Origin of the sequence: Pseudomonas sp. HMSC066A08 (genome assembly GCF_001813025.1) — a bacterium.
Taxonomy (GTDB): Bacteria; Pseudomonadota; Gammaproteobacteria; order Pseudomonadales; family Pseudomonadaceae; genus Pseudomonas; species Pseudomonas aeruginosa.
On the sequence record NZ_KV811298.1, the window covers coordinates 30,608 to 56,662 of the forward strand.

Consider the following 26,055-nt stretch of genomic DNA (forward strand, 5'->3'; position numbering starts at 1 on the left):
GACTCCTGATTGCGGAAAAAGAAAAAAGGCATGGTCGTTACCGACCATGCCTGTCGTCGTCAGCCTTCAGAGGCTGGGGAAGGCGAATTGCGAGGCCTCGTGGCTGGCCCGCTGCGGCCAGCGCTGGGTGATGGCCTTGCGCCGGGTGTAGAAGCGCACGCCGTCCGGGCCGTAGGCGTGGAGGTCGCCGAACAGCGAGCGCTTCCAGCCGCCGAAGCTGTGGTAGGCCACCGGCACCGGCAGCGGGACGTTGACGCCGACCATGCCGACCTCGATCTCGTCGCAGAACAGGCGGGCGGCCTCGCCGTCGCGGGTGAAGATGCAGGTGCCGTTGCCGTATTCGTGGTCGTTGATCAACTGCATGGCCTCTTCCAGGCTGTTGACGCGAACCACGCACAGCACCGGGCCGAAGATCTCTTCCTTGTAGATGGTCATTTCCGGGGTCACCCGGTCGAACAGGCTGCCGCCGAGGAAGAAGCCGTTCTCGTGGCCGGCGACCTGGTAGCCGCGGCCGTCCACCACCAGCTCCGCGCCCTGGGCCACGCCGCTGTCGATGTAGCCGGTGACCTTGGCCTGCGCGGCGGCAGTGACCAGCGGGCCCATGTCGAGGCCGCAGGAAGTACCGGCGCCGATCTTCAGCGCCTTGATCTGCGGAACCAGCTTGGCGATCAGCGCGTCGGCCACCTGGTCGCCGACGCATACCGCCACCGAGATCGCCATGCAGCGCTCGCCGCAGGAGCCGTAGGCGGCACCCATCAGCGCGCTGACGGCGTTGTCGAGGTCGGCGTCGGGCATCAGTACCGCATGGTTCTTCGCGCCGCCCAGGGCCTGCACGCGCTTGCCGCGCTTGGTGCCCTCGGCATAGATGTATTCGGCGATGGGGGTCGAGCCGACGAAGCTGATGGCCTTCACTTCCGGCGCCTGGAGCAGGCCGTCCACGGCTTCCTTGTCGCCGTGCACCACGTTCAGCACGCCCTTCGGCAGGCCGGCTTCGTGGAACAGCTCGGCGATCAGCAGGGTGGAGCTGGGGTCGCGCTCGGAGGGCTTGAGGATGAAGGTGTTGCCGCAGGCGATGGCCAGCGGGTACATCCACAGCGGCACCATCGCCGGGAAGTTGAACGGGGTGATCCCGGCGACCACGCCGATCGGCTGGAAGTCGCTCCAGGCGTCGATGTTCGGGCCGACGTTGCGGCTGTACTCGCCCTTGAGGATTTCCGGGGCGGCGCAGGCGTACTCGACGTTCTCGATGCCGCGCTTGAGTTCGCCGGCGGCGTCTTCCAGGGTCTTGCCGTGCTCTTCGCTGATCAGCTTGGAAATCCGCGCCTCGTTCTGCTCCAGCAGTTGCTTGAAGCGGTACAGCACCTGTGCGCGCTTGGCCGGCGGGGTGTTGCGCCAGGCCGGGAAGGCTGCCTTGGCGGCATCGATGGCTTTCTGCAAGGTCTTGCCGTCGGCCAGCGGGACCTTGTGGATGGCTTCGCCGGTGGAGGGGTTGAAGACGTCGGCGCTGCGGCCGTTGTCGGCGACCATTTCGCCGTCGATCAGGTGGTGGAGGGTGCCCATCTTGTCTTGTTCTCTCTTCGCTAGGGGTGACGAAAGGGCCGTGGCCCTTTCCCTTTACCCGCTCCCTGGGGAGCGGGTGCGGATTACTTGATCTCGGTCTCGACGAAGACCACTTCGTGTGCGCTGGCGTTGATCACGTTGTGCTCGACGCCGGCCTTGCGGAAGTAGGCCTGTCCGGCGACCAGCGGCGCGTGACGGTCGCCCTCGGGGGTTTCCAGCAGCAGCGTGCCGTCGGTCAGCGGTACCACCACATAGTCGTGTCCGTGGCGGTGGCGCCCGGTTTCCGCGCCGGGGGCGAAGCGCCATTCGGTCACGATCACCTCGGCGTTGTCCACCTGCACGGTGGGTACGGCTTGCGGGCGGCCGCTCATCAGGCGATGCCGTTGAGCGCTTCGCCGACCGCGTCGAACAGGCGGTCCAGCTCTTCCGGCCTGGCGTTGAAGGTCGGGCCGAATTGCAGGGTATCGCCGCCGAAGCGCACGTAGAAACCCTGTTGCCAGAGCTTCATGCCGGCCTCGAACGGCCGCACGGTCGGATCGCCGTCGCGCGGGGCGATCTGGATCGCGCCGGCCAGGCCGCAGTTGCGGATGTCGATGACGTTCTTCGCGCCTTGCAGGCCGTGCAGGCCCTTCTCGAAGTGTGGTGCCAGTTCGGCGGACTGCTGCACCAGGTTGTCCCTGGCCAGGATGTCCAGTGCGGCGAGGCCGGCGGCGCAGGCAACCGGGTGCGCGGAGTAGGTGTAGCCGTGGCTGAACTCCACCGCGTGCTCGGGCAGCGCCTGGTTCATGAAGGTGTCGTAGATCTCGCTGCTGGCGATCACCGCGCCCATCGGCACGGCGCCGTTGGTGACCTGCTTGGCGACGTTCATCAGGTCCGGGGTGACGCCGAAGTACTCGGCGCCGCTGTAGGTGCCCAGGCGGCCGAAGGCGGTGATCACCTCGTCGAAGATCAGCAGGATGTTGTGCTGGTCGCAGATCTCGCGCAGGCGCTGCAGGTAGCCGACCGGCGGCACCAGTACGCCGGCGGAGCCGGACATCGGCTCGACGATCACCGCGGCGATGTTCGAGGCGTCGTGCAGTTCGATCAGCTTGAGCAGCTCGTTGGCCAGCTCGACGCCGCCGGTCTGGGCCATCCCGCGGGTGAACGCCATGCCCGGTTGCAGGGTGTGCGGCAGGTGGTCGACGTCCATCAACTGGCCGAACATCTTGCGGTTGCCGCCGATCCCGCCGAGGCTGGTGCCGGCGACGTTGACCCCGTGGTAGCCACGGGCGCGGCCGATCAGCTTGGTCTTCTGCGGCTGGCCTTTCAGGCGCCAGTAGGCGCGGGCCATCTTGATCGAGGTGTCGGCGCACTCGGAGCCGGAACCGGTGAAGAACACGTGGTTCAGTTCGCCAGGCAGCAACCCGGCGATCTTCTCGGCCAACTGGAAGGACAGCGGATGGCCGTACTGGAAGCCCGGCGAGTAGTCGAGGGTACCGAGCTGGCGAGCCACCGCCTCCTGGATTTCCTTGCGCGAGTGGCCGGCGCCGCAGGTCCACAGGCCGGACAGGCTGTCGTAGACCTTGCGGCCCTTGTCGTCGGTCAGCCAACTGCCTTCGGCGGCGACGATGATCCGCGGGTCCTTCTGGAAGTTGCGGTTGGCGGAGAAGGGCATCCAGTGGGCGCGCAGGTTGAGTTCGCTGGAAACCGGCGGGGCCACGTTGAGCGGCTGGTTCATCGTTCGATCCTCGGCTTTCTTGTTGGAAGGTTCCGCGCACGCGGCGGCGGAGCGTTGGGATCAAGCTTGGCCCTGACGAAAGGTTAGATAAAGCTTATTCTTCTCACGTTTAGTTTCGTCTGGGTAAAACAATAATGGCCAAATCCCGCAACCCGTCGCTCGGCCAGGTCAGCGATTTCGATATCCGCCTGCTGCGCATCTTCAAGACCATCGTCGAGTGCGGCAGTTTTTCCGCCGCCGAAAGCACCCTGGGTCTCAGCCGCTCGGCGATCAGCCTGCACATGGGCGACCTGGAGAAGCGCCTCGGCATGCGCCTGTGCCAGCGCGGCCGCGCCGGCTTCGCCCTGACCGACGAGGGCCGCGAAGTCTACCGCGCGACCCAGACCCTGCTGGCGGCACTGGAGGGGTTCCGCGCCGAGGTCAACGACCTGCACCAGCACCTGCGCGGCGAACTCAACATCGGCATCATCAACAACCTGGTGACCCTGCCGCAGATGCGCATCACCCACGCCCTCAGCGCGCTCAAGGGGCAGGGACCGCAGGTGCGGATCAACATCGGCATGACCACCCCCAACGAGATCGAACTGGGCGTGCTCGACGGTCACCTGCATGTCGGCGTGGTGCCGTTGATCAGTCCGCTGTCGGGGCTCGAGTACCTGCCGCTGTATGACGAGCACGCGCAGCTCTATTGCAGCCGCGGCCACGCACTGTTCGAGCGCGCCGACGGCGATATCGCGGTGGACGAGGTGCTCGCCGCGGACGCCGTGGCGCCCAGCTACCGCCTGCCCGCCGAAGCCCAGGCGCGCCACCAGGAGCTGAACAACAGCGCCAGCGCCTCGGACCGTGAGGGCATGGCATTCCTGATCCTGACCGGCAACTTCATCGGCTACCTGCCGTCGCACTACGCTGCCGACTGGGTCGCCGCCGGGATGCTGCGGCCCCTGCTGCCGGAGCGTTTCCACTATGCCATCGCGCTGACCATCGTGACCCGCAAGGGACGTCGGCCGAACCTGGTGCTGGAGCGCTTCCTGGAGGCGGTGGCGGTGTCGTGAGGGTGCGGATGGAGTGACGTGAGCTTCGGCCATCCGCCGAACGGCGCCTTTTCTCTAACAGCGCGAGGAGGTGGCATGCAGCGACGGGCCGAGCCAACGCGGGAAAGAGACTCTCACCCCTTAGCATGGCGCCGTTCTCCCATCACCCAGGTCTCCGCCACCGCGCGGTCGTCGCCCAGGGTGTTCAGTACGAACAGGGTATCGGCCAGGCCGCGCGCATGCTCCATGCGCTGGGCGATCATCGGCGTGGCGGCCAGGTCGAGGGCGACGAAGTCGGCTTCGCGGCCGGGCAGGAAGTTACCGACCAGGCCGTCCAGGTCGAGCGCCCTGGCGCCGCCGAGGGTGGCCAGGTAGAGAGCCTGGAACGGATCGAGGCTGGTGCCGCGCAATTGCTGGATCTTGTAGGCGTCGGCGAGGTTGGCCAGCAGCGACAGGCTGGTGCCGCCGCCGACGTCGCTGCCGATGCCGACGCGGATGCCGTATTGCTGGGCGCGGCCAAGATCGAACAGGCCGGAGCCGATGAACAGGTTGGAACTGGGACAGTGCGCCAGCGCCGCGTTCTTGTGCGCCAGGCAGCGGCATTCGCGTTCGGAGAGATGGATGCCATGGGCGAACACGCTGCGTTCGCCGACCAGGCCGGCGCGATGATAGACGTCCAGGTAGTCCTGCGCCTGGGGAAACAGCTCGCCGACCCAGGCGACTTCCTTGAGGTTCTCCGAAAGATGGGTGTGCAGGTAGACGCCGGGATACTCGTCCAGCAGGCGCGCCGCCGCGGCCAGTTGCTCGGGCGAGGAGGTCGGCGCGAAGCGCGGGGTGACCGCGTATTGCAGGCGCCCGTTGCCGTGCCAGCGCTCGATCAGCGCGCGGCTCTCGGCGTAGCCGCTGGCCGCGGTATCGCACAGCGCCGGCGGCGCGTTGCGGTCCATCAGCACCTTGCCGGCGATCATCCGCAGGCGGCGCTTCTGCGCGGCCTGGAAGAATGCCTCGGCGGATACCGCATGGACCGTGCCGAACACCAGTGCGGTAGTGGTGCCGTGGCGCAGCAGTTCGTCGAGGAACAGCTCGGCCTGGGCGGCGGCGTAGCCGGCATCGGCAAAGCGCTGCTCGGCGGGAAAGGTGTGGGTTTCCAGCCAGTCCAGCAGTTGGGTGCCGTAGGAGGCGATCACTCCGAGTTGCGGGTAATGCACATGGCAATCGACGAAGCCGGGCAGCAGCAGGCGCTGCGGATGCTCCTCCAGCGGTAGGTCGGCGGGCAGTTGCGGCAGCAGGTAGGCTGCGTGATCGAGCGCGCGCACGTGGCCGTGTTCGATCCACAGCAGGCCGTCCTCGAAATACTCCCAGGCCTTGTCGCCGAGCTTCGCCGGGTCGCCGATGAAATGCAGGATCCGCCCGCGATGGGCCGAACTGCTCATCGCGCTCCCGCCGTGGTCGGAGTGCAGGATAAGTGGGGGGACGAAGTTGCCAGCAGGTACTGCATCGTTCATCTCCTCTGCTGCCGGAACGGCGCTTTCGCCTCTTTAGTCCGGGAAATCGACGGAAATATCCCGTCTTCGCCGCGTGATCCCGCTTCCGCCATTATGCACTGTGTGCATGCTGTGGATAAGTCTGTGTGTAGCGCGTCTGCGGAGAGATTGCACGAGCCAGTGCGGGATGCGCCCATCTGGCTTCCGGCAGGCGATCCGCGGAAAGCGTTCCGGCGCCTTGAATCCGCCTTGCGAAATGCCCGGTCGGCAACTGGCGCTTCTGTGGGTTTGTCTGTGGAAAAGCTGTTCGCATTCCCCGTTGAAAAAAAGCCTTCGGCGATCGGGGGAAAGGCATTGGACGGGGTCGCAGGATTTCTCCCGATTGGCGAAAGAGCCAGGGAAAAGGCGCTGTGGAATGCGCCACGACGGTGCGTCGCGAAACTGTGGACAGTGGATCCACCCATGGCGCCGCCGAGCATGCTTCCGCCGATCGCCGCGGACTTTCCTGGAAAGCCGGAAAACCCAGTATTCATGGGCATCATGGCGTCGAAAGGGGAAGTCCTGGAGACATTTTCACGGGCAATCCCGTTCCGCGGATTTCCTGTGGAAAAGCTGTTGGCAAACCGTGCCGGAAGCGCGCCGCCGGGGCTGCCCCAGGGATTCGGCCGAACCGTGGCTCGGCCGGGAGAGATCGTCCTGCCGTGCTCCTCCGAACGGCTGTCGATATCTTGTGGATAAAGCTGTTGGCAAAGTGTTGGAGAAAATGCCTTGCCAGGTCGCGCCCATGGCCTGCCGGGTTGGCTGTTTTCTATCCATCGCCGATGTTGCGAAAATCGCCGGGACGGTCGGCGCGGGAGGCTTCCCAAGGTCCCGCATGGGCTCTCCGCATGCTGTGGATAACTCTGTGGGCAAGGTGGTGATGACTGTTTTGCGACAAATGCTCACGCGGGTGCGCCGCAGGGTTGCCCGCAAATGTGCCGCGGCGTCCCAGGCGTGCCCCGGCATGGTGCCGCTCGGCGCGGCGGCCTGGCTCGTGGCTCCCGGCGCAAGCCGCGTGCCAGGGCTTTCCTGACCTCCTGGCCAGGTATTTGCACCGGCCGCGGCATCGTCGAGCAACCGACCGGGTCCGTCATGTCCGCACCTTCCTCCTTCGCGCCGCCGCGCCTCGAACTGCGCGGGATCAGCAAGCGCTATCCGGGTTGCCTGGCCAACGACCGCATCGACCTGTGCATCGACGCCGGCGAGATCCACGCCCTGCTCGGCGAGAACGGCGCCGGCAAGAGCACGCTGATGAAGATCATCTACGGCGTGACCCGTCCCGATGCCGGCGAGATCCGCTGGCAGGGCGAGCCGGTGCAGGTGCGCGACCCGGCTCGCGCCCGGGCGCTGGGGATCGGCATGGTGTTCCAGCATTTCTCCCTGTTCGAGACGCTCAGCGTGGCGGAGAACATCGCGCTCGCCCTCGGCGCCGAGGCGGGCAGCCCGCGCCGGTTGGAGGCGCGCATCCGCGAGGTGTCGCAGCGCTACGGCATGCCGCTGGAGCCTCGCCGGCTGGTCCATGGGCTGTCCATCGGCGAGCGCCAGCGGGTGGAGATCGTGCGCTGCCTGATGCAGGACATCCGCCTGCTGATCCTCGACGAGCCGACCTCGGTGCTGACCCCGCGCGAGGCCGAGGATCTCTTCGTCACCCTGCGCCGTCTTGCGGAGGAGGGTTGCAGTGTCCTCTTCATCAGCCACAAGCTGGCCGAGGTCCGTGCGCTCTGCCAGCGCGCCACGGTGCTGCGCGGCGGACGGGTGGCCGGACAGTGCGTGCCGGCGCAATGTTCCGATCTCGAACTGGCGCGGCTGATGGTGGGCGAGGCCGAGGGCCTGGCGGCGGAGTATCCGAAGGTTACCGGCGGCGCGCCTTTCCTCCAGGTGCGCGACCTGCACTGGCGCAACCCGGACCCCTTCGGCGTGTCCTTCGCCGGCCTCGACCTGGAGGTGCGCAGCGGCGAGATCCTCGGTATCGCCGGGGTCGCCGGCAACGGCCAGGACGAGTTGCTTGCCCTGCTCAGCGGCGAAGTGCGCCTGCCGCGCGCCCAGGCCGAGCGCATCCGCCTGGGCGGCTGCGCCGGCGCGCACCTGGCGCCGGATGCGCGGCGGCGCGCCGGCCAGGCCTTCGTGCCCGCCGAGCGGCTGGGGCACGGCGCGGTGCCGGAGATGAGCCTGGCGGACAATGCGCTGCTCACCGCCTTCCAGCAGGGCCTGGTGAAGCGCGGGTTGATCCGGCGGCGCAAGGTGCTGGCGCTGGCCGAGGAGATCATCCGCCGTTTCGCCGTGAAGGCCCCGGGTGCCGGGGCGCCGGCACGCAGCCTTTCCGGCGGCAACCTGCAGAAGTTCATCCTCGGCCGCGAGATCCTCCAGGCCCCGCGCCTGCTGGTGGCGGCGCATCCCACCTGGGGCGTGGACGTCGGCGCGGCGGCGCTGATCCACCGCGCGCTGATCGCCTTGCGCGATGCCGGTACGGCGATCCTGGTGGTCTCCGAGGACCTCGACGAGCTGTTCCTGCTCAGCGACCGCATCGCCGCGCTGTGTTCGGGTCGGCTGTGCCCGGCGGTCGCCACCGCGAGCGCTTCGCCGCAGCAGGTCGGCGGCTGGATGGCCGGTCAATTCGAGGCGCCGGCGGCAGTCGCCGGCGCCGTTGCCCAAGGGAGCCTGTGATGCTGTTGTCCCTGGAACCGCGCGGCCGACAGTCACGCTGGATGCTGCTGGCCTCTCCGCTGCTGGCGGGGCTGCTGACCCTGGTCTGCGGTGCGCTACTGTTCGCCTGTCTCGGCCACGATCCCTGGCAGACCCTGCATACCGTGCTGGTACAGCCGCTCAGCGACCTCTATGGGCTCGGCGAGCTGCTGGTCAAGGCCATGCCGATCCTGCTCTGTGCCCTCGGCCTGGCACTGGCCTACCAGGCGCGCGTGTGGAACATCGGCGCGGAGGGCCAGTTGCTGGTCGGCGCCCTGGCCGGCAGCGCGGTGGCGATCCAGTTGCTCGACTGGCAGAGCCGCTGGGCGCTGGCCTGGGTGCTGCTCGCCGGCACCGCTGCCGGGGCGCTCTGGGCCGGGTTCGCCGCCTGGCTGCGAACGCGCTTCAACGCCAACGAGATCCTGACCACCATCATGCTCAACTACATCGCGCTGAACCTGCTGCTGTACGGCGTGCACGGGCCGTTGAAGGACCCGGATGGCTTCAACTTCCCGCAGTCGGCGCTGTTCGGCGAGGCCAGCCGCCTGCCAGCGCTGTTCGAGGACAGCCGGGTGCACCTTGGCGCATTGTTCGGCCTGCTGGCGCTGGCGGCGGTCTGGGTGCTGGCGCAGCGCAGCTTCCTCGGTTTCCAGGTCCGCGTGCTCGGCCTCGACCGCCGCGCCGCCGGTTTCGTCGGTTTCCGCGAGAAGCGCCTGGTCTGGTTCGTGCTGCTGTTCTCCGGCGCGCTGGCAGGCCTGGCCGGCGTCTGCGAGGTCGCCGGGCCGATCGGCCAACTGGTGCCGCAGGTCTCGCCGGGCTACGGCTATGCGGCGATCACCGTGGCCTTCCTTGGCCGTCTCAATCCGTTCGGCATCCTCTGCGCCAGCCTGCTGATGGCGTTGCTCTACCTCGGCGGCGAGGCCGCGCAGATGAGCCTCAACCTGCCATTGGCGCTGTCCGGGCTGTTCCAGGGGATGATGCTGTTCTTCCTCCTCGCCTGCGACGTGCTGATCCTCTACCGCCCACGTTTGCACGGACGCTGGCGCAAGCGCCCGGCGCTGCGCGACGCCCTGGCCTGACCGAACCGCCGAGGAACCACGATGGATATCGATCTGCTCGACAACCTGCTGTTCGCCATGGTCCGCACCGGTACTCCGCTGCTGCTGGTGGCCCTCGGCGAACTGGTCTGCGAGAGAAGCGGGGTGCTCAACCTGGGCCAGGAGGGGATGATGCTGTTCGGCGCGGTGATCGGCTTCATGGTCGCCTTCTCCAGCGGCAGCCTGTGGCTCGGCGTGCTCCTCGCGGTGCTCGCCGGCATGCTGCTGGCGGCGCTGTTCGCCGGGGTCGCCCTGTACCTGAACGCCAACCAGGTGGCCTGCGGCCTGGCGCTGACCATCTTCGGCGTCGGCCTGTCGTCGTTCGTCGGCGCCGCCTGGGTCGGCAAGCCGCTGCAAGGGTTCGCCCCGCTGGCGCTGCCGGTGCTGGGCGAGTTGCCGCTGCTCGGGCGCATGCTGTTCGCCCAGGACGCGCTGGTCTACCTGAGCCTGGCGCTGTTCGCCGCGGTCGCCTGGATGCTCCTGCGCACCCGCGCCGGGCTGGTTCTCCAGGCGGTCGGCGAGAACCCCGACGCGGCCAGCGCGATGGGCCTGCCGGTGCTGCGCGTGCGCACCCTGGCGGTGCTCTTCGGCGGCGCCATGGCCGGCCTGGCCGGTGCCTACCTGTCGCTGGCCTACACGCCGATGTGGGCGGAGAACATGACCGCCGGACGCGGCTGGATCGCCCTGGCGCTGGTGGTCTTCGCCAGTTGGCGGGTGTTCCGCGTGCTGCTCGGTGCCTGGTTGTTCGGCCTGGCCAGCATCCTGCACCTGGTGGCCCAGGGGATCGGGCTGTCGATTCCGGCCAACCTGCTGGCGATGCTGCCCTATGCGGCGACCATCCTGGTGCTGGTCCTGCTCTCCCGCGATGCCCTGCGCACCCGGCTGTATGCCCCGGTTTCCCTGGGCCAGCCGTGGAAGGCCGGGCACTGACGAGGGCAGGTTCTTCGATTAGTTGTTTTAACTATTTATATATTCTTCGATAGATTTAGATAATTTCACTGATGGCCTAAATCAATGGGGCATTTTTGCCGAACCCCGTTAAGATTCTCCCAGTCGATTTGAAACACCCCATTCAACTGAGAGAGGAACGACTGATGTCCCTGATCAACACTCAAGTCCAACCGTTCAAGGTCAACGCTTTCCACAACGGCAAGTTCATCGAGGTGACCGAGGAATCCCTGAAGGGCAAGTGGTCGGTCCTGATCTTCATGCCGGCTGCCTTCACCTTCAACTGCCCGACCGAGATCGAAGACGCCGCCAACAACTACGGCGAGTTCCAGAAAGCCGGTGCCGAGGTCTACATCGTGACCACCGACACCCACTTCTCGCACAAGGTCTGGCACGAAACCTCCCCGGCAGTCGGCAAGGCCCAGTTCCCGCTGATCGGCGACCCGACCCACCAACTGACCAACGCCTTCGGCGTGCACATCCCGGAAGAAGGCCTGGCCCTGCGCGGTACCTTCGTGATCAACCCGGAAGGCGTGATCAAGACCGTCGAGATCCATTCCAACGAGATCGCCCGTGACGTCGGCGAGACCGTTCGCAAGCTGAAGGCCGCCCAGTACACCGCCGCCCACCCGGGCGAAGTCTGCCCGGCCAAGTGGAAGGAAGGCGAGAAGACCCTCGCTCCGTCCCTGGACCTGGTCGGCAAGATCTAAGACCGCGCCGGCGGCATTCGCCGCCAGCCTCTCCGGCGGACGATCCCTCGTGGATCGTCCACCCTTCACCCAGCCAACGCGCCGTGCAGGGCGGATGTCCCATCCGCCGGGGATACGTTTGCCCGAATTTCGAGGAGCTGAACCATGTTGGACGCCAATCTTAAAACCCAGTTGAAGGCCTACCTGGAAAAGGTCAGCCAGCCGTTCGAGATCGTCGCGTCCCTCGATGACAGCGACAAATCCCGCGAGCTGCTGGGCCTGCTGCAAGACATCGTCGGCCTGACCGACAAGATCACCCTGAAGACCGACGGCAGCGATGCGCGCAAACCGTCGTTCTCGCTGAACCGCCCGGGTGCGGACATCGGCCTGCGCTTCGCCGGTATCCCCATGGGCCACGAATTCACCTCGCTGGTGCTGGCCCTGCTGCAGGTAGGCGGCCACCCCTCCAAGCTCGACGCGGACGTGATCGAGCAAGTCAAGGGAATCGAGGGTACCTTCGAGTTCGAAACCTACTTCTCGCTGTCCTGCCAGAACTGCCCGGACGTGGTCCAGGCGCTGAACCTGATGGCCGTGCTCAACCCGAACATCCGTCACGTCGCCATCGACGGCGCGCTGTTCCAGGATGAGGTCGAGGCGCGCCAGATCATGTCGGTGCCGAGCATCTACCTCAACGGCGAAGTCTTCGGCCAGGGCCGCATGGGCGTGGAAGAGATCCTCGCCAAGATCGACACCGGCGCCGCCGCCCGCGACGCCGAGAAGCTGACCGCTCGCGAAGCCTTCGACGTGCTGGTGGTCGGCGGTGGCCCGGCCGGCGCCGCGGCGGCGATCTACGCCGCGCGCAAGGGCATTCGCACCGGCGTCGCCGCCGAGCGCTTCGGCGGCCAGGTGCTGGACACCATGGCCATCGAGAACTTCATCTCGGTGCAGGAGACCGAAGGGCCGAAGCTGGCACGGGCGCTGGAAGAGCACGTGCGTCACTACGAGGTCGACATCATGAACCTGCAGCGCGCCAGCAAGCTGGTTCCGGCGAAGAACGCCGGCGAGTTGCACGAGGTGCGGTTCGAGAGCGGCGGCAGCCTCAAGGCCAAGACCCTGATCCTCGCCACCGGCGCTCGCTGGCGCGAAATGGGCGTGCCCGGCGAGCAGGAATACAAGGCCAAGGGCGTGTGCTTCTGCCCGCACTGCGATGGCCCGCTGTTCAAGGGCAAGCGCGTGGCGGTGATCGGCGGCGGCAACTCCGGCGTCGAGGCGGCCATCGACCTGGCCGGCATCGTCGCCCACGTGACCCTGCTGGAATTCGATAGCAAGTTGCGCGCCGATGCCGTGCTGCAACGCAAGCTCTACAGCCTGCCGAACGTCGAGGTGATCACCAGTGCCCTGACCAGCGAAGTGAAGGGCGACGGCCAGAAGGTCACCGGCCTGGTGTACAAGGACCGCAACTCCGAGGAGTTCAAGTCGATCGAGCTGGAAGGCATCTTCGTGCAGATCGGCCTGCTGCCCAACACCGAGTGGCTCAAGGGCAGCGTCGAGCTGTCGCCGCGCGGCGAGATCATCGTCGACGCCCGAGGCGAGACCTCGCTGCCCGGCATCTTCGCCGCCGGTGACGTGACCACGGTGCCGTACAAGCAGATCGTGATCGCCGTGGGCGAGGGCGCCAAGGCTTCGCTGAGCGCCTTCGACCACCTGATCCGGACCTCCGCGCCGGAGTGACCGGCCAGCGACCGTCGAACCAGAGACGCCCGGAGCGCGACAGCGCCCCGGGCGTTTTCGTTGGCGCGACCGCCGGCCTCAGGCCGGGATATCCAGGTTCGCGTGGCCCGGCGCGGCGGCCGCCTCGGCGTAGACCTTCTCGTCTTCCTCGATCACCCGCGAGGCCGGCCCCACCAGCAACGGGTCGGGCTCATGGGCGATGCGCCGGTCCTTGCCCGGATAGTCCAGCGCGTGCAGGAAGTGGCGGATGCAGTTGAGTCGCGCGCGCTTCTTGTCGTCGGACTTGATGACCGTCCATGGCGCGTCGGCGGTGTCGGTATGGAAGAACATCGCCTGCTTGGCGGCGGTGTAGTCGTCCCACTTGTCCAGAGACTTGATGTCGATGGGCGACAGCTTCCAGTGCTTGAGCGGATCGTCGCGGCGCGAGATGAAGCGCCGCAGTTGCTCCTCGCGGCTCACCGAGAACCAGTACTTGAACAGCAGGATGCCGCTGTTGGTGAGCATGCGCTCCAGCTCCGGCGCCTGGCGCATGAACTCCAGGTATTGCAGCGGCGAACAGAAGCCCATGACCCGCTCGACGCCGGCGCGGTTGTACCAGGAGCGGTCGAAGAAGACCATCTCGCCGGCGGTGGGCAGGTGTTGGATGTAGCGCTGGAAATACCACTGGCCCTGCTCCTGGGAGGACGGTTTCTCCAGGGCTACGATCCGCGCGCCGCGCGGGTTCAGGTGTTCCATGAAGCGTTTGATGGTGCCGCCCTTGCCGGCGGCGTCGCGGCCTTCGAACAGGACCACCACGCGCTGGCCGGTCTCCTTCACCCAGCTCTGCACCTTGAGCAGTTCGATCTGCAGGTCGTGCTTGGCCTTCTCGTACTCGTTGCGGCGCATCCGCGTGTGATAGGGATAGTTCGCCGGCAGGCTCGCCGAGGTGCTGTCCTCGCTGCTGCCGTGGGGCGCACTGGCGACCTGCAGGGCGACCGGCTTCTGGCTGATCGCCTGGATCTCCTCGCGGGCCTTCTGCGCCGGGCTGGCCACTCGCGGGCGGCGGGTCGCCGGCTTGCGCGGGGCGCGGCGGGCGGCTGGCCGGGCCGGCTTGGCCGGCTGCGCGGCGGGTTGCTCGGGGGAGGGGGGACTGACAGTGGGTTCTTCGCTCATGCGGGACTCCTTCCGTTCTACGTTTTCAGCTATGCAGTCCCCCACTCTATGCCCCTGCCGGGAGGCGTCCGTTGACCCCCATCAAACCGCGCCCGGCCGCCACCGGGAGGAAAGCCTTACACCTCTCCAGAAATCCCTTGTAGGATATCGCCACGCGCGTGGCGTCCCGTCGTCGCCCCGCGGACCTGGATCAGCAGACAGGGTGAACACTGAGCTGGCTCTCATCAACCGAGGGCCGGCAGCGTTCGCGCCGGCCCGCCGATCCGACGAAGGTCCGCACATGTCCCGCACCTGGATTCGCAACCCCCTCGCCATCTTCACCGCCAACGGCCTCGACGCCGCCGGCGGCCTGGTCGTCGAAGACGGCCGCATCGTCGAGCTGCTCGGCGCCGGCCAGCAGCCCGCAGAACCTTGCGCCAGCCAGTTCGACGCCAGCCGGCACGTGGTGTTGCCGGGGCTGATCAACACTCATCACCACTTCTACCAGACCCTCACCCGCGCCTGGGCGCCGGTGGTCAACCAGCCGCTGTTCCCCTGGCTGAAGACCCTCTACCCGGTCTGGGCGCGGCTGACCCCGGAGAAGCTCGAACTGGCCACCAAGGTGGCGCTGGCCGAGCTGCTGTTGTCCGGCTGTACCACTGCCGCCGACCACCACTACCTGTTTCCCGGCGGCCTCGAACAGGCGATCGACGTGCAGGCCGGGGTGGTCGAGGAACTGGGCATGCGCGCCATGCTCACCCGCGGCTCGATGAGCCTCGGCGAGAAGGACGGCGGCTTGCCGCCGCAGCAGACGGTGCAGGAGGCCGAGACCATCCTCGCCGACAGCGAGCGACTGATCGCCCGCTACCACCAGCGCGGCGACGGTGCCCGGGTGCAGATCGCCCTGGCGCCCTGCTCGCCGTTCTCGGTGACTCCGGAGATCATGCGCGCCAGCGCCGAACTGGCGGCGCGCCACGATGTCCGCCTGCACACCCACCTGGCGGAGACCCTCGACGAGGAAGACTTCTGCCTGCAGCGCTTCGGCCTGCGCACCGTGGACTACCTGGACAGCGTCGGCTGGCTCGGCCCGCGCACCTGGCTGGCCCACGGCATCCACTTCAACGCCGAGGAGATCCGCCGGCTCGGCGAGGCGGGCACCGGTATCTGCCATTGCCCGAGCTCGAACATGCGCCTGGCCTCGGGCATCTGCCCGACCGTGGAGCTGGAGGCGGCCGGCGCGCCGATCGGCCTGGGGGTCGATGGCTCGGCCTCCAACGACGCCTCGAACATGATCCTCGAGGCGCGCCAGGCCCTGTACCTGCAACGCCTGCGCTACGGCGCCGAGCGGATCACCCCGGAACTCGCCCTGGGCTGGGCCACCCGTGGCTCGGCACGCCTGCTCGGGCGCAGCGACATCGGCGAGCTGGCCCCCGGCAAGCAGGCCGACCTGGCCATGTTCAAGCTCGACGAGCTGCGCTTCTCGGGCAGCCACGACCCGCTCTCGGCGCTGCTGCTGTGCGCTGCCGACCGCGCCGACCGGGTAATGGTCGGCGGCGTCTGGCGGGTGGTCGACGGTGCCGTGGAGGGCCTCGACCTGGCCGCCCTGATCGCCCGCCACCGCGCTGCGGCGAGTGCCCTGATCGCCGGTTGATGCGGGTTCCGATAGGGGAAGCGCCGTGCTTCCTCTGTCGGTTCGCATAGGTCGGCGCGTGGCCCGCAACTGGCTAGACTGTGGCATTCCCCACCAGGAGCCGCCCCATGTCACGCGCCGCCCGCCCATGCAATCGCTTTTGCAGCCTTCTGCTAGGACTCGCCCTGCTGATGCCCGCCAGCCTTCCTCTGTCCGCTGCCGAAACGGTGGCGCCGCCATCGCCGCGGACGCTGATCATCGACACCGATCCGGGCGCCGACGATGTGATCGCCCTGCTGTTCGCCATGGCCTCGCCGAAGGAGCTGAAGATCCAGGCGCTGACCACCGTCGCCGGCAACGTGCCGCTGGAAAAGACCGCGCGTAACGCCCGGCTGGCCCGCGAGTGGGGCAAGCGCCCGGATATCCCGGTCTACGCCGGCGCCCCGCGGCCGCTGCTGCGCACGCCGATCTACGCCGCCGACGTGCACGGCAGCGAAGGCATCAGCGGCGTCGAGGTGCATGAGCCGAAGCAGCCGCTGGCCGAAGGTAACGCCGTGGACTACCTGATCCGCACCTTGCGCGCGGCGCCGGAGAAGAGCGTGACCCTGGCCATGCTCGGCCCGGAGACCAACCTCGCGCTGGCCCTGACCCAGGCCCCGGACATCGTCAAGGGCATCCGCGAGATCGTGATCATGGGCGGCGCCCACTTCAACGGCGGCAACATCACCCCGGCCGCCGAATTCAATATCTTCGCCGACCCCCACGCGGCGGAAATCGTGCTCAAGAGCGGGGCGCCGATCACCATGCTGCCGCTCGACGTGACCCACAAGATCCTCACCAGCCCCGAGCGTATCGCCAAGCTGCGCAACCTCGGCAACCGGGCCGGCAAGACCGTCGCCGACATCCTCGACGCCTACGTCCAGTACGACATCAAGTACTACGGCCTGGAGGGCGGCCCGGTGCACGACGCCACGGTGGTCGCCTACCTGCTCAAGCCCTCGCTGTTCAAGGGCAAGCGGATCAACGTGCAGGTCGACAGCCGCGAGGGCATCACCTTCGGCCAGACCGTGGCCGACTGGTACGGCGGCCTCAAGCAGCCGGCCAACGTCGAGTGGATCAACGAGGGCGACGCCCAGGGGTTCTTCGACCTGCTCACCGAGCGTATCGCCCGCCTGCCCTGAGTCTCTCGCCGTACGGCCGGCGCCGGGTCAGCCGTGGCGCCGCCCGGCGAGTTGGCGCAGGGCCTGCTCGGCGTCGCCGACGACGATCCTGCCGGGCACCGCCAGCATCAGGTTGAGCGGCAGGCCGAACTCTTCCAGGGCCATGCCGTCGCGGTCGCGGGTCGGATCCTCGCCGACCAGCTCCGGGGCGTGCCGGCGGATCCGCTCGGCGTAGCTGCCGGCGTCGTCGACGTAGCCATAGACCGGCTTGCCGAGGGCGGTGGCATAGCCGACCTCGAAGGCGGTGCCGCTGTCCGGCTCGGCGCCGCGGAAGAAGTTCAGGTTGGCCAGCACCGCGTCGGCGCGTTCGATCAGGCCGATGTTGGCGCGGTAGATCCAGGCCGCCTGTTCGCGCGGCTCGGCGAGCTGTTTCGGCAGCGCGTTGTCCAGCGGGTAGAGGCCCTCGAAACCGTAGCGTGCGCACAGTGCCTTGAGCGCTTCGCCGTGGGCGACGGCGTCGGCGCGGAACACATCGGGACCGGCCAGATAGAGTTTCCGCGGCCTGGCCGCGGCGCGTACGCCCGGCAGGCTGCCGAGCAGGGCGCCGGCGGGCAGCAGCAGGGCTGCCAGGCGCAGGAAGGTACGACGGCTGCTGGAACCCTTGGATCGGTTCATCGGATGCCTCTTGCAGGCCGGCCTCCCGGATGGGGCCGTGGTTGTCCAGGATTATGGCCGGCAAGCGACGGGCCGGGCGGCGGCTATCTGCCAGCAGCTAGGCGACGGCCTTCCCGCGATGTCAGGCGCGCTCGAGTTCCTCGGCGAGGCGTCGCAGGGCCTCGCGCGGGCCGCCGGCGACCAGCCGCGAAGGCACCGCCAGCATCAGGTTCAATGGCAGGCCGAAACCCTCCAGTTGCCAACCGTCGCGGTCCTCGCCGGGGCGCTCGCCGAGCCATTCCGGGGCCAGCCGGGCGAGGCGCTCGGCGTAGGCGCCGGCATCGCTGAGGTAGGCATATACCGGCTTGCCCAGGGCCAGGGCGTAGCCCACTTCGAAGGCGGTTCCGCTGTCCGGCTCGCTGCCGCGGAACGGTTCGAGGTTGGCCAGCACGCAGTCGGCGCGCTCGATCAGGCCGACATTGGCGCGGTAGATCCAGGCGGCCTGTGCGGCCGGCTCGCGGATGTCGGCGGGCAGGGCGTGGTCGAGCGGGTAGAGGCCGACGAAGCCGAACTCGGCGCAGAGCGCCTTGAGGGTTTCGCCATGGGCCTCGGCGTCGGGGCGGAAGACGTCCGGCCCGGCCAGGTAGATCGCGGTCATCGCGTGCGTGCCTTGTTACGGAAAGCCAGCGCCCATGGTAGCGCCATCGTGGCGGCGCCGGCATGCACCAAGCGATGGCGCGCTGCACCGTCCTGCAGCCGCGCCGGCATGGCGCGGCACGCAGAAGCGCGAGCTTGAGCGGAGTTGTCCGGGTGGTCAGGTAATTGCATCGGCGGGCGGGCTGAACGCGAAGCCACGCCCGATGGCCAACCCTGCACTCACCGGAGCACGCCCATCCATGAAACACCGTCGCACGCAATCCCGCATCTCCGTCCTGCGCCGCCTTGCCGCCGTCCTCGGCCTCGGCGCCTGCGCTCTCGCCGCCGAGGCCGCCGAACCACTGAAGATCGGCTTCGTCTATGTCGGCCCGGTCGGCGACCACGGCTGGACCTACCAGCACGAACTGGGCCGCCGCGAACTGGTGGAGCACTTCGGCGACAAGGTGAAGACCAGCTTCGTCGAGAACGTCGCCGAGGGCGCCGACGCCGAGCGGGTCATCCGCAACCTGGCGAAAGACGGCTACGGCCTGGTCTTCACCACATCCTTCGGCTACATGAACCCCACCGCCAAGGTGGCCCGGCAGTTTCCCAAGGTGACCTTCGAGCACGCCACCGGCTACAAGCGCGACAGGAACCTCGGCACCTACCTGTCGCGCTCCTACGAGGGACGCTACGTCGGCGGCTTCCTCGCGGCGAAGATGACCCGCAGCCACAAGATCGGCTACATCGCCTCGTTTCCGATTCCCGAGGTGATCCGCGACATCAACGCGATCCAGCTGGCGCTGGACAAATACGACCCGCAGGCCGAACTCAAGGTGATGTGGGTGAGCACCTGGTTCGATCCGGGCAAGGAGGCCGACGCGGCCAACGCGCTGATCGACCAGGGCGTCGACGTGGTGTTCCAGCACACCGATAGCCCGGCGCCGATCCAGGCCGCCGAGCGTCGCGGGGTGTACGCCGTGGGCTACGCCTCGGACATGCAGCACTTCGGTCCGAAGACCGTGCTCACCTCGATCGTCAACGACTGGGGCCCGCACTATATCCGCTCGGCCCAGGCGGTGATGGACGGCACCTGGAAATCCGAGGACTTCTGGGGTGGCCTGGCCGAGAGTACGGTGGTCCTGCCGCTGAACCGGGAGGTGCTGCCGGCGCCGGTGCGGGAAGAGGCGGGCAGGCTGATCGAGTCGATCCGCAGCGGAGCCTTCCACCCCTTCACCGGGCCGATCCGCGACCAGTCCGGCAAGGAGCGTTTCGCCGCCGGCGTCAGCGCGACCAATGCCGACCTGGCGTCGATGAACTATTACGTGGAAGGCATCAAGGCCGACCTGCCGAAGTGAGCCCTGGCCTTGTATGGAAAAAGTCGCCGAGCGCAGGCACTTTCCGTACAGGGCCCATCGAGGAGAGCGCGATTGGACCGTCTACCCATCATCGACATCGCCCCGCTCTACGGCGCCGACCGTGGCGCCTGGAACGACGTGGCGCGGCGGATCGACCAGGCCTGCCGCGAGTGGGGCTTCTTCTACATCGCCGGACACCCGTTGCCGGCCGCGCGCTTCGAAGCCCTGCTGGCGGCGGCGCGGGAGTTCTTCGCGCTGCCCGTCGAAGAGAAGCTGAAGATCGATATCACCCGTAGCCGCAACCATCGCGGCTATGGCGCGATCGCCACCGAGCAGCTCGACCCGGCGTTGCCCAGCGACTTCAAGGAGACCTTCGACATGGCCCTGCACCTGCCGGCGGAGCATCCCGACGTGCGCGCCGGCAAGTCCTTCTACGGGCCCAACCGACACCCCGACCTGCCCGGCTGGGAGGCCCTGCTGGAAGGGCACTATGCCGACATGCTGGCGCTGGCCCGTACCGTGCTGCGCGCCCTGGCCATCGCCCTGGGGATCGAGGAGGACTTCTTCGATCGCCGCTTCGAGCAGCCGGTCAGCGTGTTCCGCCTGATCCACTATCCGCCGGCCGCGGCCCGGCAGAGCGCCGACCAGCCGGGCGCCGGCGCGCACACCGACTATGGCTGCGTGACCCTGCTCTACCAGGACGCCGCCGGTGGCCTGCAAGTGCAGAACCGCCAGGGCGAATGGATCGACGCGCCGCCCATCGACGGCACCTTCGTGGTCAACATCGGCGACATGATGGCGCGCTGGAGCAACGACCGTTACCGCTCGACCCCGCACCGGGTGATCAGCCCGCGCGGGGTGCACCGCTACTCCATGCCGTTCTTCGCCGAACCGCACATGGACACCGAGATCCGCTGCCTGCCGGGCTGCTTCGACGCGGACAACCCGCCGAAGTATCCGCCGACCACCTGTGGCGATTGGCTGACCTCGCGCTTCGCGCAGACCTATGCCTATCGGCGCGGCGAAACGGCCTGAGCCGCCCGTCGCGCGCGGGAGCGGCTCGCGGGTTTGCCGCGGGCCTGACTCCCGGGACAGGTTAAACTTGCCGGCCAAGACCAGCCTGATCGAGAACCCACCCCATGTACGAATGGCTCAACGCCTTGCCCAAGGCCGAACTGCACCTGCACCTGGAAGGTACCCTGGAGCCGGAGCTGCTGTTCGCCCTCGCCGAGCGCAACCGCATCGCCCTGCCCTGGAACGACGTCGAGACCCTGCGCAAGGCCTACGCCTTCAACAACCTGCAGGAATTCCTCGACCTCTACTACGCCGGCGCCGACGTGCTGCGCACCGAGCAGGACTTCTACGACCTGACCTGGGCCTACCTGCAGAAGTGCAAGGCGCAGAACGTCGTCCACGTCGAGCCGTTCTTCGACCCGCAGACCCACACCGATCGCGGCATTCCCTTCGAGGTGGTGCTCGCCGGCATCCGCGCCGCGCTACGGGACGGCGAGAAGCTGCTGGGCATCCGCCATGGGCTGATCCTCAGCTTCCTACGTCACCTCAGCGAGGAGCAGGCGCAGAAAACCCTCGACCAGGCGCTGCCGTTCCGCGACGCCTTCATCGCCGTCGGCCTCGACAGTTCGGAAGTCGGGCATCCGCCGAGCAAGTTCCAGCGGGTCTTCGACCGGGCCCGCAGCGAAGGCTTCCTCACCGTCGCCCATGCCGGCGAAGAGGGGCCGCCCGAGTACATCTGGGAAGCCCTCGACCTGCTCAAGGTCGAGCGCATCGACCACGGCGTGCGTGCCTTCGAGGACGAGCGGCTGATGCGGCGACTGATCGACGAACAGATCCCGCTGACCGTCTGCCCGCTGTCCAACACCAAGCTCTGCGTGTTCGACGACATGAGCCAGCACACCATCCTCGACATGCTCGAACGCGGCGTGAAGGTGACGGTGAACTCCGATGACCCGGCCTACTTCGGCGGCTATGTCACCGAGAACTTCCATGCCTTGCAGCAGAGCCTGGGAATGACCGAGGAGCAGGCCAGGCGCCTGGCGCAGAACAGCCTGGATGCGCGCCTGGTGAAGTGAGGGGCGGCGTGCCGGGCAGCCCGGCGCGCGACCCGCAAGGCGTTTCGTCGTCGCCGGCTTCTCGGTATTGATGATAAGCATTATCATTTGCGGGCCTGCTCAGCATTCCCATGGCGCCGCCCCGGCGCCGGCTTTCGTGCAGCCGTCCTTCACCGATGCCCGACCGCGACCTACCTCCCGGCCCGCGCCCGGATGCCTTGCCGGCAGACGGCGAGGCGGCGCGCCGCGCGGATCTGCTCAAGGCCTTCCTGGCCCAGCGCCAGCGCATGGAAAGCCTGGTCAGCCGCTGGGTCGGCTGTCGGGCGACCGCCGCCGACCTGGTCCAGGAACTGTTCCTGCGCTTCTGGCGGCGCCCGGCCGCCCCGGTGGAGGAGCTTGGCAGCTACCTCCTGCGCAGCGCGCGCAACCTGGCCATCGACCACTTGCGTGGCGAAGGATCGCGGCAGCGGCAACTGGACGATTGGCTGCCGGAGCAGCGCCAGGGCGAGCCGGTCGGTCCCGAGCAGGCGCTCGAGGCCGGCGACCAGTGGCGCCGGGTCGAGGCCGCCTTGCGCGGCCTGCCCGAGCGGACCCGGCGGATTTTCCTGCTCAATCGCATCCACGGCCGCACCTACGCGGAGATCGCCCAGGCCATGCAGCTTTCCCAAAGCGCCGTGGAAAAACATATGATGCGCGCCCTCGACGCCTGCAAGGCGAGCCTGGCCGGCCCGGCCGGCGAGCAGGCAAGGAGCGCCCAGCCATGACCCGAACCGATAGCGACGCCGCGCCCTACGATCCCGTCCTCGAGCAGACCGCCCAGGCCTGGCTGGTGCGCCTGCGCGGTACGCCGGATGCGGCTATCCGGCGGGCCTTCGAGGACTGGCTGGCGCAGCGGCCGGCACATGCCGAGGCCTTTGCCCGCGCCGAGGCGCTCTGGCGCCTGACGGAAATACCGGCGAGCCGCCTGGCCATCGAAGAGGCCGATGCCCTGGAGGCCTACCTACGGCCGCGCCGAGCGTCGCGCAACCCGCAGCGCTGGGCCTACCCGCTGGCCAGCGTCGCCTGCCTGCTGGCGATGCTCTGGCTGGGCGGCTGGTGGCAGCCCGGCGACTGGCTGCAGGACTGGCGTGCCGACTATGTCGCCGCGCCGGGACAGGTCGCCGAATGGAAGCTGGCCGATGGCTCCTACCTGAGCCTGGACGCCGGCAGCGCGGTGCGCGTGCGTATCGACGGCGGCCAGCGGCGGGTCGAACTGCTGCGCGGCGCCGCGGCGTTGCGGGTGAAGCGCGACGCGCTGCCATTCGTGGTCGAGGCCGGCGAAGGCCGGGCGCGGGTGCTGGGCACCGAGTTCGAGGTCCGTCGCGGCGCCGGGGAGACCCGCGTCACCGTGCTGCAAGGGCGGGTCGCGGTCAGCGCCGGCACGGGTGCGGGCGCCGCCGAGGAAGTGCTGGGCGCCGGCCAGCAGGTCGGCTTCGCCGACGGCAAGCTGGGCCGGCCCGTGGCCATCGACGCCGCCGCCGCGCTGGCCTGGCGCCAGGGTTGGCTGAGCTTCTACCGGCGGCCGCTGGCGGAAGTGCTCGACGAACTCGCTCGCTACTACCCCGGACGCATTCTCCTGCTCGACGACGCGCTCGGTCGCCAGCCGGTCAGCGGCAGCTTCCGCAGCGACGATCCCGAAGCCGCGCTGAAGTCGCTGCAGGCGGTGCTCGGCTATCGCCAGCAGATCCTGTTCGGACGCCTGGTGGTGATCCGCTGATGGTGGCCCCGGTCCGTTTGGGCGCAGGAATTTTTCCCGGCGAAGAATTTTTTTGCGCTGGGGGGTGAGGTAAATCCGGCGCCGCTTCGTGTAGTGCTCATGACCGCGATTGATTCGCATTAGAAAAGCGACCGACACGAGCAACCCATGACCCCGTTCCCGCGCTTCGCCCTGCGTACTCTCCCCGCCCTGTTCCTCAGCCTCGGCTGTCTCGCCGCCACCGCGCAGGCCGCCGAGGCGGTTCGCTACCGCTTCAGCCAGGCTGCCGCGCCGCTGGCCCAGGCGCTCAACGCGTTCAGCCGGGCCAGCGGGCAGACGCTGCTCTACACCGCCGAACTGCCGCCGCAGGCGACCGCCCCGGCATTGCACGGTTCGCTGGACGCGGAGGAGGCGCTGCAACGCCTGCTGCAGGGCAGCGGCCTGCGCGCGCGGCGGATCGACGAGCGCACCCTGACCCTGGAACCGATCCCCGCCAGCGGCGCGCTCGACCTCGATGCCACGACGGTGTCCGCCGCCGCCCCGGCGCAGGGCTACCGGCCGCCGGCCAACGCCTCGATCAGCCGCGGCGATGCGCCGGTACTGGAAATCCCCCAGGCGATCAGCGTGGTCCCGGCACAGGCGCTGCAGGACCAGCGCCCGCGCAACCTTGACGACGCGCTGGGCAACATCAGCGGCATCACCCAGGCCAACACCCTTGGCGGTACCCAGGACGCGGTGATGAAGCGCGGCTTCGGCGACAACCGCGACGGCTCGATCATGCGCGACGGTATGCCTTCGGTGCAGGGCCGCAATCTCACCGCCAGCGCCGACCACGTCGAGGTGCTGAAGGGGCCAGCATCGCTGCTCTATGGCATCCAGGACCCGGGCGGAGTGGTCAACGTGGTGAGCAAGAAGCCGCAACTGCAACAAGCCAACGCGCTGACCCTGCGTGGCTCGGCCTACGCCCGCGGGCGCAACGGCAGCGGCGGCCAGCTCGACTCCACCGGCCCGCTGGGCGACAGCGGACTGGCCTACCGGATAATCCTCGATCATGAGGACGAGGATTACTGGCGCGACTTCGGCAAGAGCCGCGAGACGCTGGTGGCGCCCTCGCTGGCCTGGTACGGCGAGGACACGACGGTCAACCTGAGCTACGAGCACCGCGAGTTCACCACGCCGTTCGACCGTGGCACGGCCATCGACCCGCGTACCAACCGCCCGCTGGACATCCCGCGCAGCCGGCGCCTGGACGAGCCCTTCAACATCACCGAGGGCCGTTCCGAGCTGACCCGCCTGGATCTCGAACGGCAGCTCGACGACACCTGGAAGGCCCACTTCGGCTACGGCTACAGTCGCGAGACCTACGACGACAACCAGGCCCGGGTGATGGCCGTGAATGCCGACGGCACCCTGACCCGGCGCATGGACGGCACCCACGGCGCAGTCAGCAGCGACAGCTTCGCCACCCTCGGCCTGAGCGGAACGCTGCAACTGGCCGGGATGCAACATGACCTGCAATTCGGCATGGACCACGAGAAGCGCAAGATCTTCCGCGCCGACCTGCTGCGCGACAGCAAGACCAGCCGCTTCGACTACCTCGACCCGGTCTATGGCCAGGTGGTGCCGTCGACCCGGGTGGTCGCCGGCGACAGCGACCAGACCGACAAGCTGCGCAGCGACTCGTTGTACTTCCAGGACTCCATCCACCTGGACGAACGCTGGATCCTGGTCGGCGGCGCGCGCTACCAGATCTACGACCAGCTCGCCGGGCGCGGCCGGCCGTTCAACGCCAACACCGATATCAACGGGCAGAAATGGGTGCCGCGCGGCGGCCTGGTCTACCGTCTGAGCGACGAGGTTTCGCTGTACGGCAGCTACACGCGCTCGTTCAAGCCGAACTCGACCATCGCCCCGCTGAGCACCGGCGAGACCATCGATTCGGCGATCCTGCCGGAGCAGGCGACCTCCTGGGAGCTGGGCGCCAAGCTGGATGTGCCGGGGCGTCTCAGCGGCACCCTGGCGCTGTTCGACATCCGCAAGAAGAACGTGCTGGTCAACGAACTCGACGGTGCCGGCAACAGCAGCGTGCGCGCTGCCGGCCGGGTCCGATCGCGCGGCCTGGAGCTGGACCTCACCGGCCAGCTCAGCGAACGCTGGAGCCTGATCGGCAGCTACGCCTGGCTCGACGCGGAAGTCACCGAGGACCCGACCCTGGAGGGCAAGCGCCTGCAGAACGTGGCGCGCAACACCGCGTCGCTGTCGGCGGTCTACGAACTCGGCCGGCTCTTCGGCGGCGACCGCCTGCGCCTGGGCGGCGGCGCGCGCTACGTCGGCAAGCGCCCGGGCGACCCGGCCAATTCCTTCGACCTGCCGTCCTACACCGTGGCCGATGCCTTTGCCAGCTACGACACCCGGCTCGGCGGGCACGGCGTGAAGCTCCAGCTCAACGTGAAGAACCTGTTCGACCGCACCTACTACCCGTCCAGTGCCAATCGCCTGTACGTGGCGATGGGCGAGCCTCGGCAGTTCCAGGTGTCGACGACGGTGGAGTTCTGAGTCGGCGCTCGCTCCAGGTGGGGTTCCCCGGCGTCCTCCTGGACGTGGAGGCCCCCCTGAAGGGCGAAGGGCCGGCGCGATGCTGCCCGACCATGCTCCATCCGGTTCCTTCTTCCCCCTGGGAGGGGATTGCCCGGCGCATGAGTCG

The 26,055-nt window shown here is 68.2% G+C and carries 22 protein-coding genes; 15 read left to right on the plus strand and 7 right to left on the minus strand.

Going from position 1 to position 26,055, the window contains the following annotated elements; translation table 11 throughout:
* Positions 1–66 precede the first annotated feature (66 nt).
* From HMPREF2886_RS13355 to bauA, 3 genes are all read right to left on the minus strand, one after another.
* Positions 67–1,560 (minus strand): CoA-acylating methylmalonate-semialdehyde dehydrogenase, encoded by a 1,494-nt coding sequence (locus HMPREF2886_RS13355; protein WP_023115963.1) that lies wholly within the window; start codon positions 1,558–1,560, stop codon positions 67–69.
* An 83-nt stretch (positions 1,561–1,643) separates the two neighbouring features.
* Positions 1,644–1,931, minus strand: coding sequence for a beta-alanine degradation protein BauB (gene bauB, locus HMPREF2886_RS13360; protein ID WP_003083790.1), 288 nt, complete (start codon positions 1,929–1,931; stop codon positions 1,644–1,646).
* Complete coding sequence (bauA, locus tag HMPREF2886_RS13365) at positions 1,931–3,277, minus strand: beta-alanine--pyruvate aminotransferase (protein WP_003083801.1); 1,347 nt, start codon at positions 3,275–3,277, stop codon at positions 1,931–1,933. Before bauA ends, bauB begins: the two co-directional genes overlap by 1 nt.
* A 134-nt stretch (positions 3,278–3,411) precedes the next feature.
* On the opposite strand from bauA, the gene bauR reads away from it, so the two are divergent.
* On the plus strand, positions 3,412–4,329 hold the full coding sequence (bauR, locus tag HMPREF2886_RS13370) for an HTH-type transcriptional activator BauR (protein ID WP_003083805.1): 918 nt from the start codon (positions 3,412–3,414) through the stop codon (positions 4,327–4,329).
* A 113-nt stretch (positions 4,330–4,442) separates the two neighbouring features.
* Here bauR and guaD read toward each other — a convergent pair whose 3' ends face one another.
* Positions 4,443–5,813 carry a guanine deaminase gene (gene guaD, locus HMPREF2886_RS13375; RefSeq protein WP_073648654.1) on the minus strand — a complete coding sequence of 457 codons (1,371 nt, stop codon included), beginning with the start codon at positions 5,811–5,813 and terminating at the stop codon, positions 4,443–4,445.
* 273 nt (positions 5,814–6,086) lie between these two features.
* Here guaD and HMPREF2886_RS34730 point away from each other — a divergent pair, with 273 nt between their 5' ends.
* The 6 genes from HMPREF2886_RS34730 (at position 6,087) to ahpF (ending at position 12,978) form a co-directional block, all read left to right on the plus strand.
* Positions 6,087–6,530: a hypothetical protein gene (locus HMPREF2886_RS34730; RefSeq protein WP_177344454.1), complete on the plus strand. Its 444-nt coding sequence runs from the start codon at positions 6,087–6,089 to the stop codon at positions 6,528–6,530.
* Positions 6,531–6,923: 393 nt separating this feature from the next.
* Complete coding sequence (locus HMPREF2886_RS13385; protein ID WP_070747567.1) at positions 6,924–8,495, plus strand: ABC transporter ATP-binding protein; 1,572 nt, start codon at positions 6,924–6,926, stop codon at positions 8,493–8,495.
* Positions 8,495–9,592, plus strand: coding sequence for an ABC transporter permease (locus tag HMPREF2886_RS13390; protein ID WP_003112631.1), 1,098 nt, complete (start codon positions 8,495–8,497; stop codon positions 9,590–9,592). Before HMPREF2886_RS13385 ends, HMPREF2886_RS13390 begins: the two co-directional genes overlap by 1 nt.
* A 21-nt stretch (positions 9,593–9,613) precedes the next feature.
* Positions 9,614–10,540, plus strand: a complete 927-nt coding sequence (locus tag HMPREF2886_RS13395; RefSeq protein WP_070747568.1) for an ABC transporter permease — start codon at positions 9,614–9,616, stop codon at positions 10,538–10,540.
* Between the two features lie 164 nt (positions 10,541–10,704).
* Positions 10,705–11,268, plus strand: coding sequence for an alkyl hydroperoxide reductase subunit C (gene ahpC, locus HMPREF2886_RS13400; protein ID WP_003083828.1), 564 nt, complete (start codon positions 10,705–10,707; stop codon positions 11,266–11,268).
* A gap of 144 nt (positions 11,269–11,412) precedes the next feature.
* Positions 11,413–12,978, plus strand: coding sequence for an alkyl hydroperoxide reductase subunit F (gene ahpF, locus HMPREF2886_RS13405; RefSeq protein ID WP_022580844.1), 1,566 nt, complete (start codon positions 11,413–11,415; stop codon positions 12,976–12,978).
* A gap of 78 nt (positions 12,979–13,056) precedes the next feature.
* On the opposite strand, the gene ppk2 is transcribed toward ahpF, so the two are convergent.
* Positions 13,057–14,130, minus strand: coding sequence for a polyphosphate kinase 2 (gene ppk2 / locus HMPREF2886_RS13410; RefSeq protein ID WP_033977363.1), 1,074 nt, complete (start codon positions 14,128–14,130; stop codon positions 13,057–13,059).
* Positions 14,131–14,410: 280 nt separating this feature from the next.
* Here ppk2 and HMPREF2886_RS13415 point away from each other — a divergent pair, with 280 nt between their 5' ends.
* Together HMPREF2886_RS13415 and HMPREF2886_RS13420 are read left to right on the plus strand one after the other, a co-directional pair.
* Entirely contained in the window at positions 14,411–15,760 is a 1,350-nt protein-coding gene (locus tag HMPREF2886_RS13415; protein ID WP_033968700.1) for an 8-oxoguanine deaminase, read from the plus strand.
* Positions 15,761–15,867: 107 nt separating this feature from the next.
* The gene (locus HMPREF2886_RS13420; protein WP_033968699.1) at positions 15,868–16,920 is read left to right on the plus strand and encodes a nucleoside hydrolase; all 1,053 of its coding nucleotides are present in this window, start codon (positions 15,868–15,870) and stop codon (positions 16,918–16,920) included.
* Between the two features lie 27 nt (positions 16,921–16,947).
* On the opposite strand, the gene HMPREF2886_RS13425 is transcribed toward HMPREF2886_RS13420, so the two are convergent.
* Both HMPREF2886_RS13425 and HMPREF2886_RS13430 read right to left on the minus strand, forming a co-directional pair.
* Complete coding sequence (locus HMPREF2886_RS13425) at positions 16,948–17,574, minus strand: nucleoside 2-deoxyribosyltransferase (RefSeq protein ID WP_073649083.1); 627 nt, start codon at positions 17,572–17,574, stop codon at positions 16,948–16,950.
* A 121-nt stretch (positions 17,575–17,695) separates the two neighbouring features.
* Positions 17,696–18,211 carry a nucleoside 2-deoxyribosyltransferase gene (locus tag HMPREF2886_RS13430; RefSeq protein WP_033968697.1) on the minus strand — a complete coding sequence of 172 codons (516 nt, stop codon included), beginning with the start codon at positions 18,209–18,211 and terminating at the stop codon, positions 17,696–17,698.
* A gap of 238 nt (positions 18,212–18,449) precedes the next feature.
* Between HMPREF2886_RS13430 and HMPREF2886_RS13435 the strand changes: the two genes are divergently transcribed.
* The 6 genes from HMPREF2886_RS13435 (at position 18,450) to HMPREF2886_RS13460 (ending at position 25,907) form a co-directional block, all read left to right on the plus strand.
* Positions 18,450–19,547 carry a BMP family ABC transporter substrate-binding protein gene (locus tag HMPREF2886_RS13435; RefSeq protein WP_070747571.1) on the plus strand — a complete coding sequence of 366 codons (1,098 nt, stop codon included), beginning with the start codon at positions 18,450–18,452 and terminating at the stop codon, positions 19,545–19,547.
* Between the two features lie 72 nt (positions 19,548–19,619).
* Positions 19,620–20,582 carry an isopenicillin N synthase family dioxygenase gene (locus HMPREF2886_RS13440; RefSeq protein WP_016561480.1) on the plus strand — a complete coding sequence of 321 codons (963 nt, stop codon included), beginning with the start codon at positions 19,620–19,622 and terminating at the stop codon, positions 20,580–20,582.
* Between the two features lie 104 nt (positions 20,583–20,686).
* Complete coding sequence (locus tag HMPREF2886_RS13445) at positions 20,687–21,637, plus strand: adenosine deaminase (RefSeq protein ID WP_003112641.1); 951 nt, start codon at positions 20,687–20,689, stop codon at positions 21,635–21,637.
* 197 nt (positions 21,638–21,834) lie between these two features.
* Positions 21,835–22,380, plus strand: coding sequence for an RNA polymerase sigma factor (locus HMPREF2886_RS13450; protein WP_003112642.1), 546 nt, complete (start codon positions 21,835–21,837; stop codon positions 22,378–22,380).
* Complete coding sequence (locus tag HMPREF2886_RS13455) at positions 22,377–23,372, plus strand: FecR family protein (RefSeq protein ID WP_070747574.1); 996 nt, start codon at positions 22,377–22,379, stop codon at positions 23,370–23,372. Before HMPREF2886_RS13450 ends, HMPREF2886_RS13455 begins: the two co-directional genes overlap by 4 nt.
* 147 nt (positions 23,373–23,519) lie before the next feature.
* Positions 23,520–25,907: a TonB-dependent siderophore receptor gene (locus tag HMPREF2886_RS13460; protein WP_070747577.1), complete on the plus strand. Its 2,388-nt coding sequence runs from the start codon at positions 23,520–23,522 to the stop codon at positions 25,905–25,907.
* The last annotated feature ends 148 nt before the right edge of the window (positions 25,908–26,055 follow it).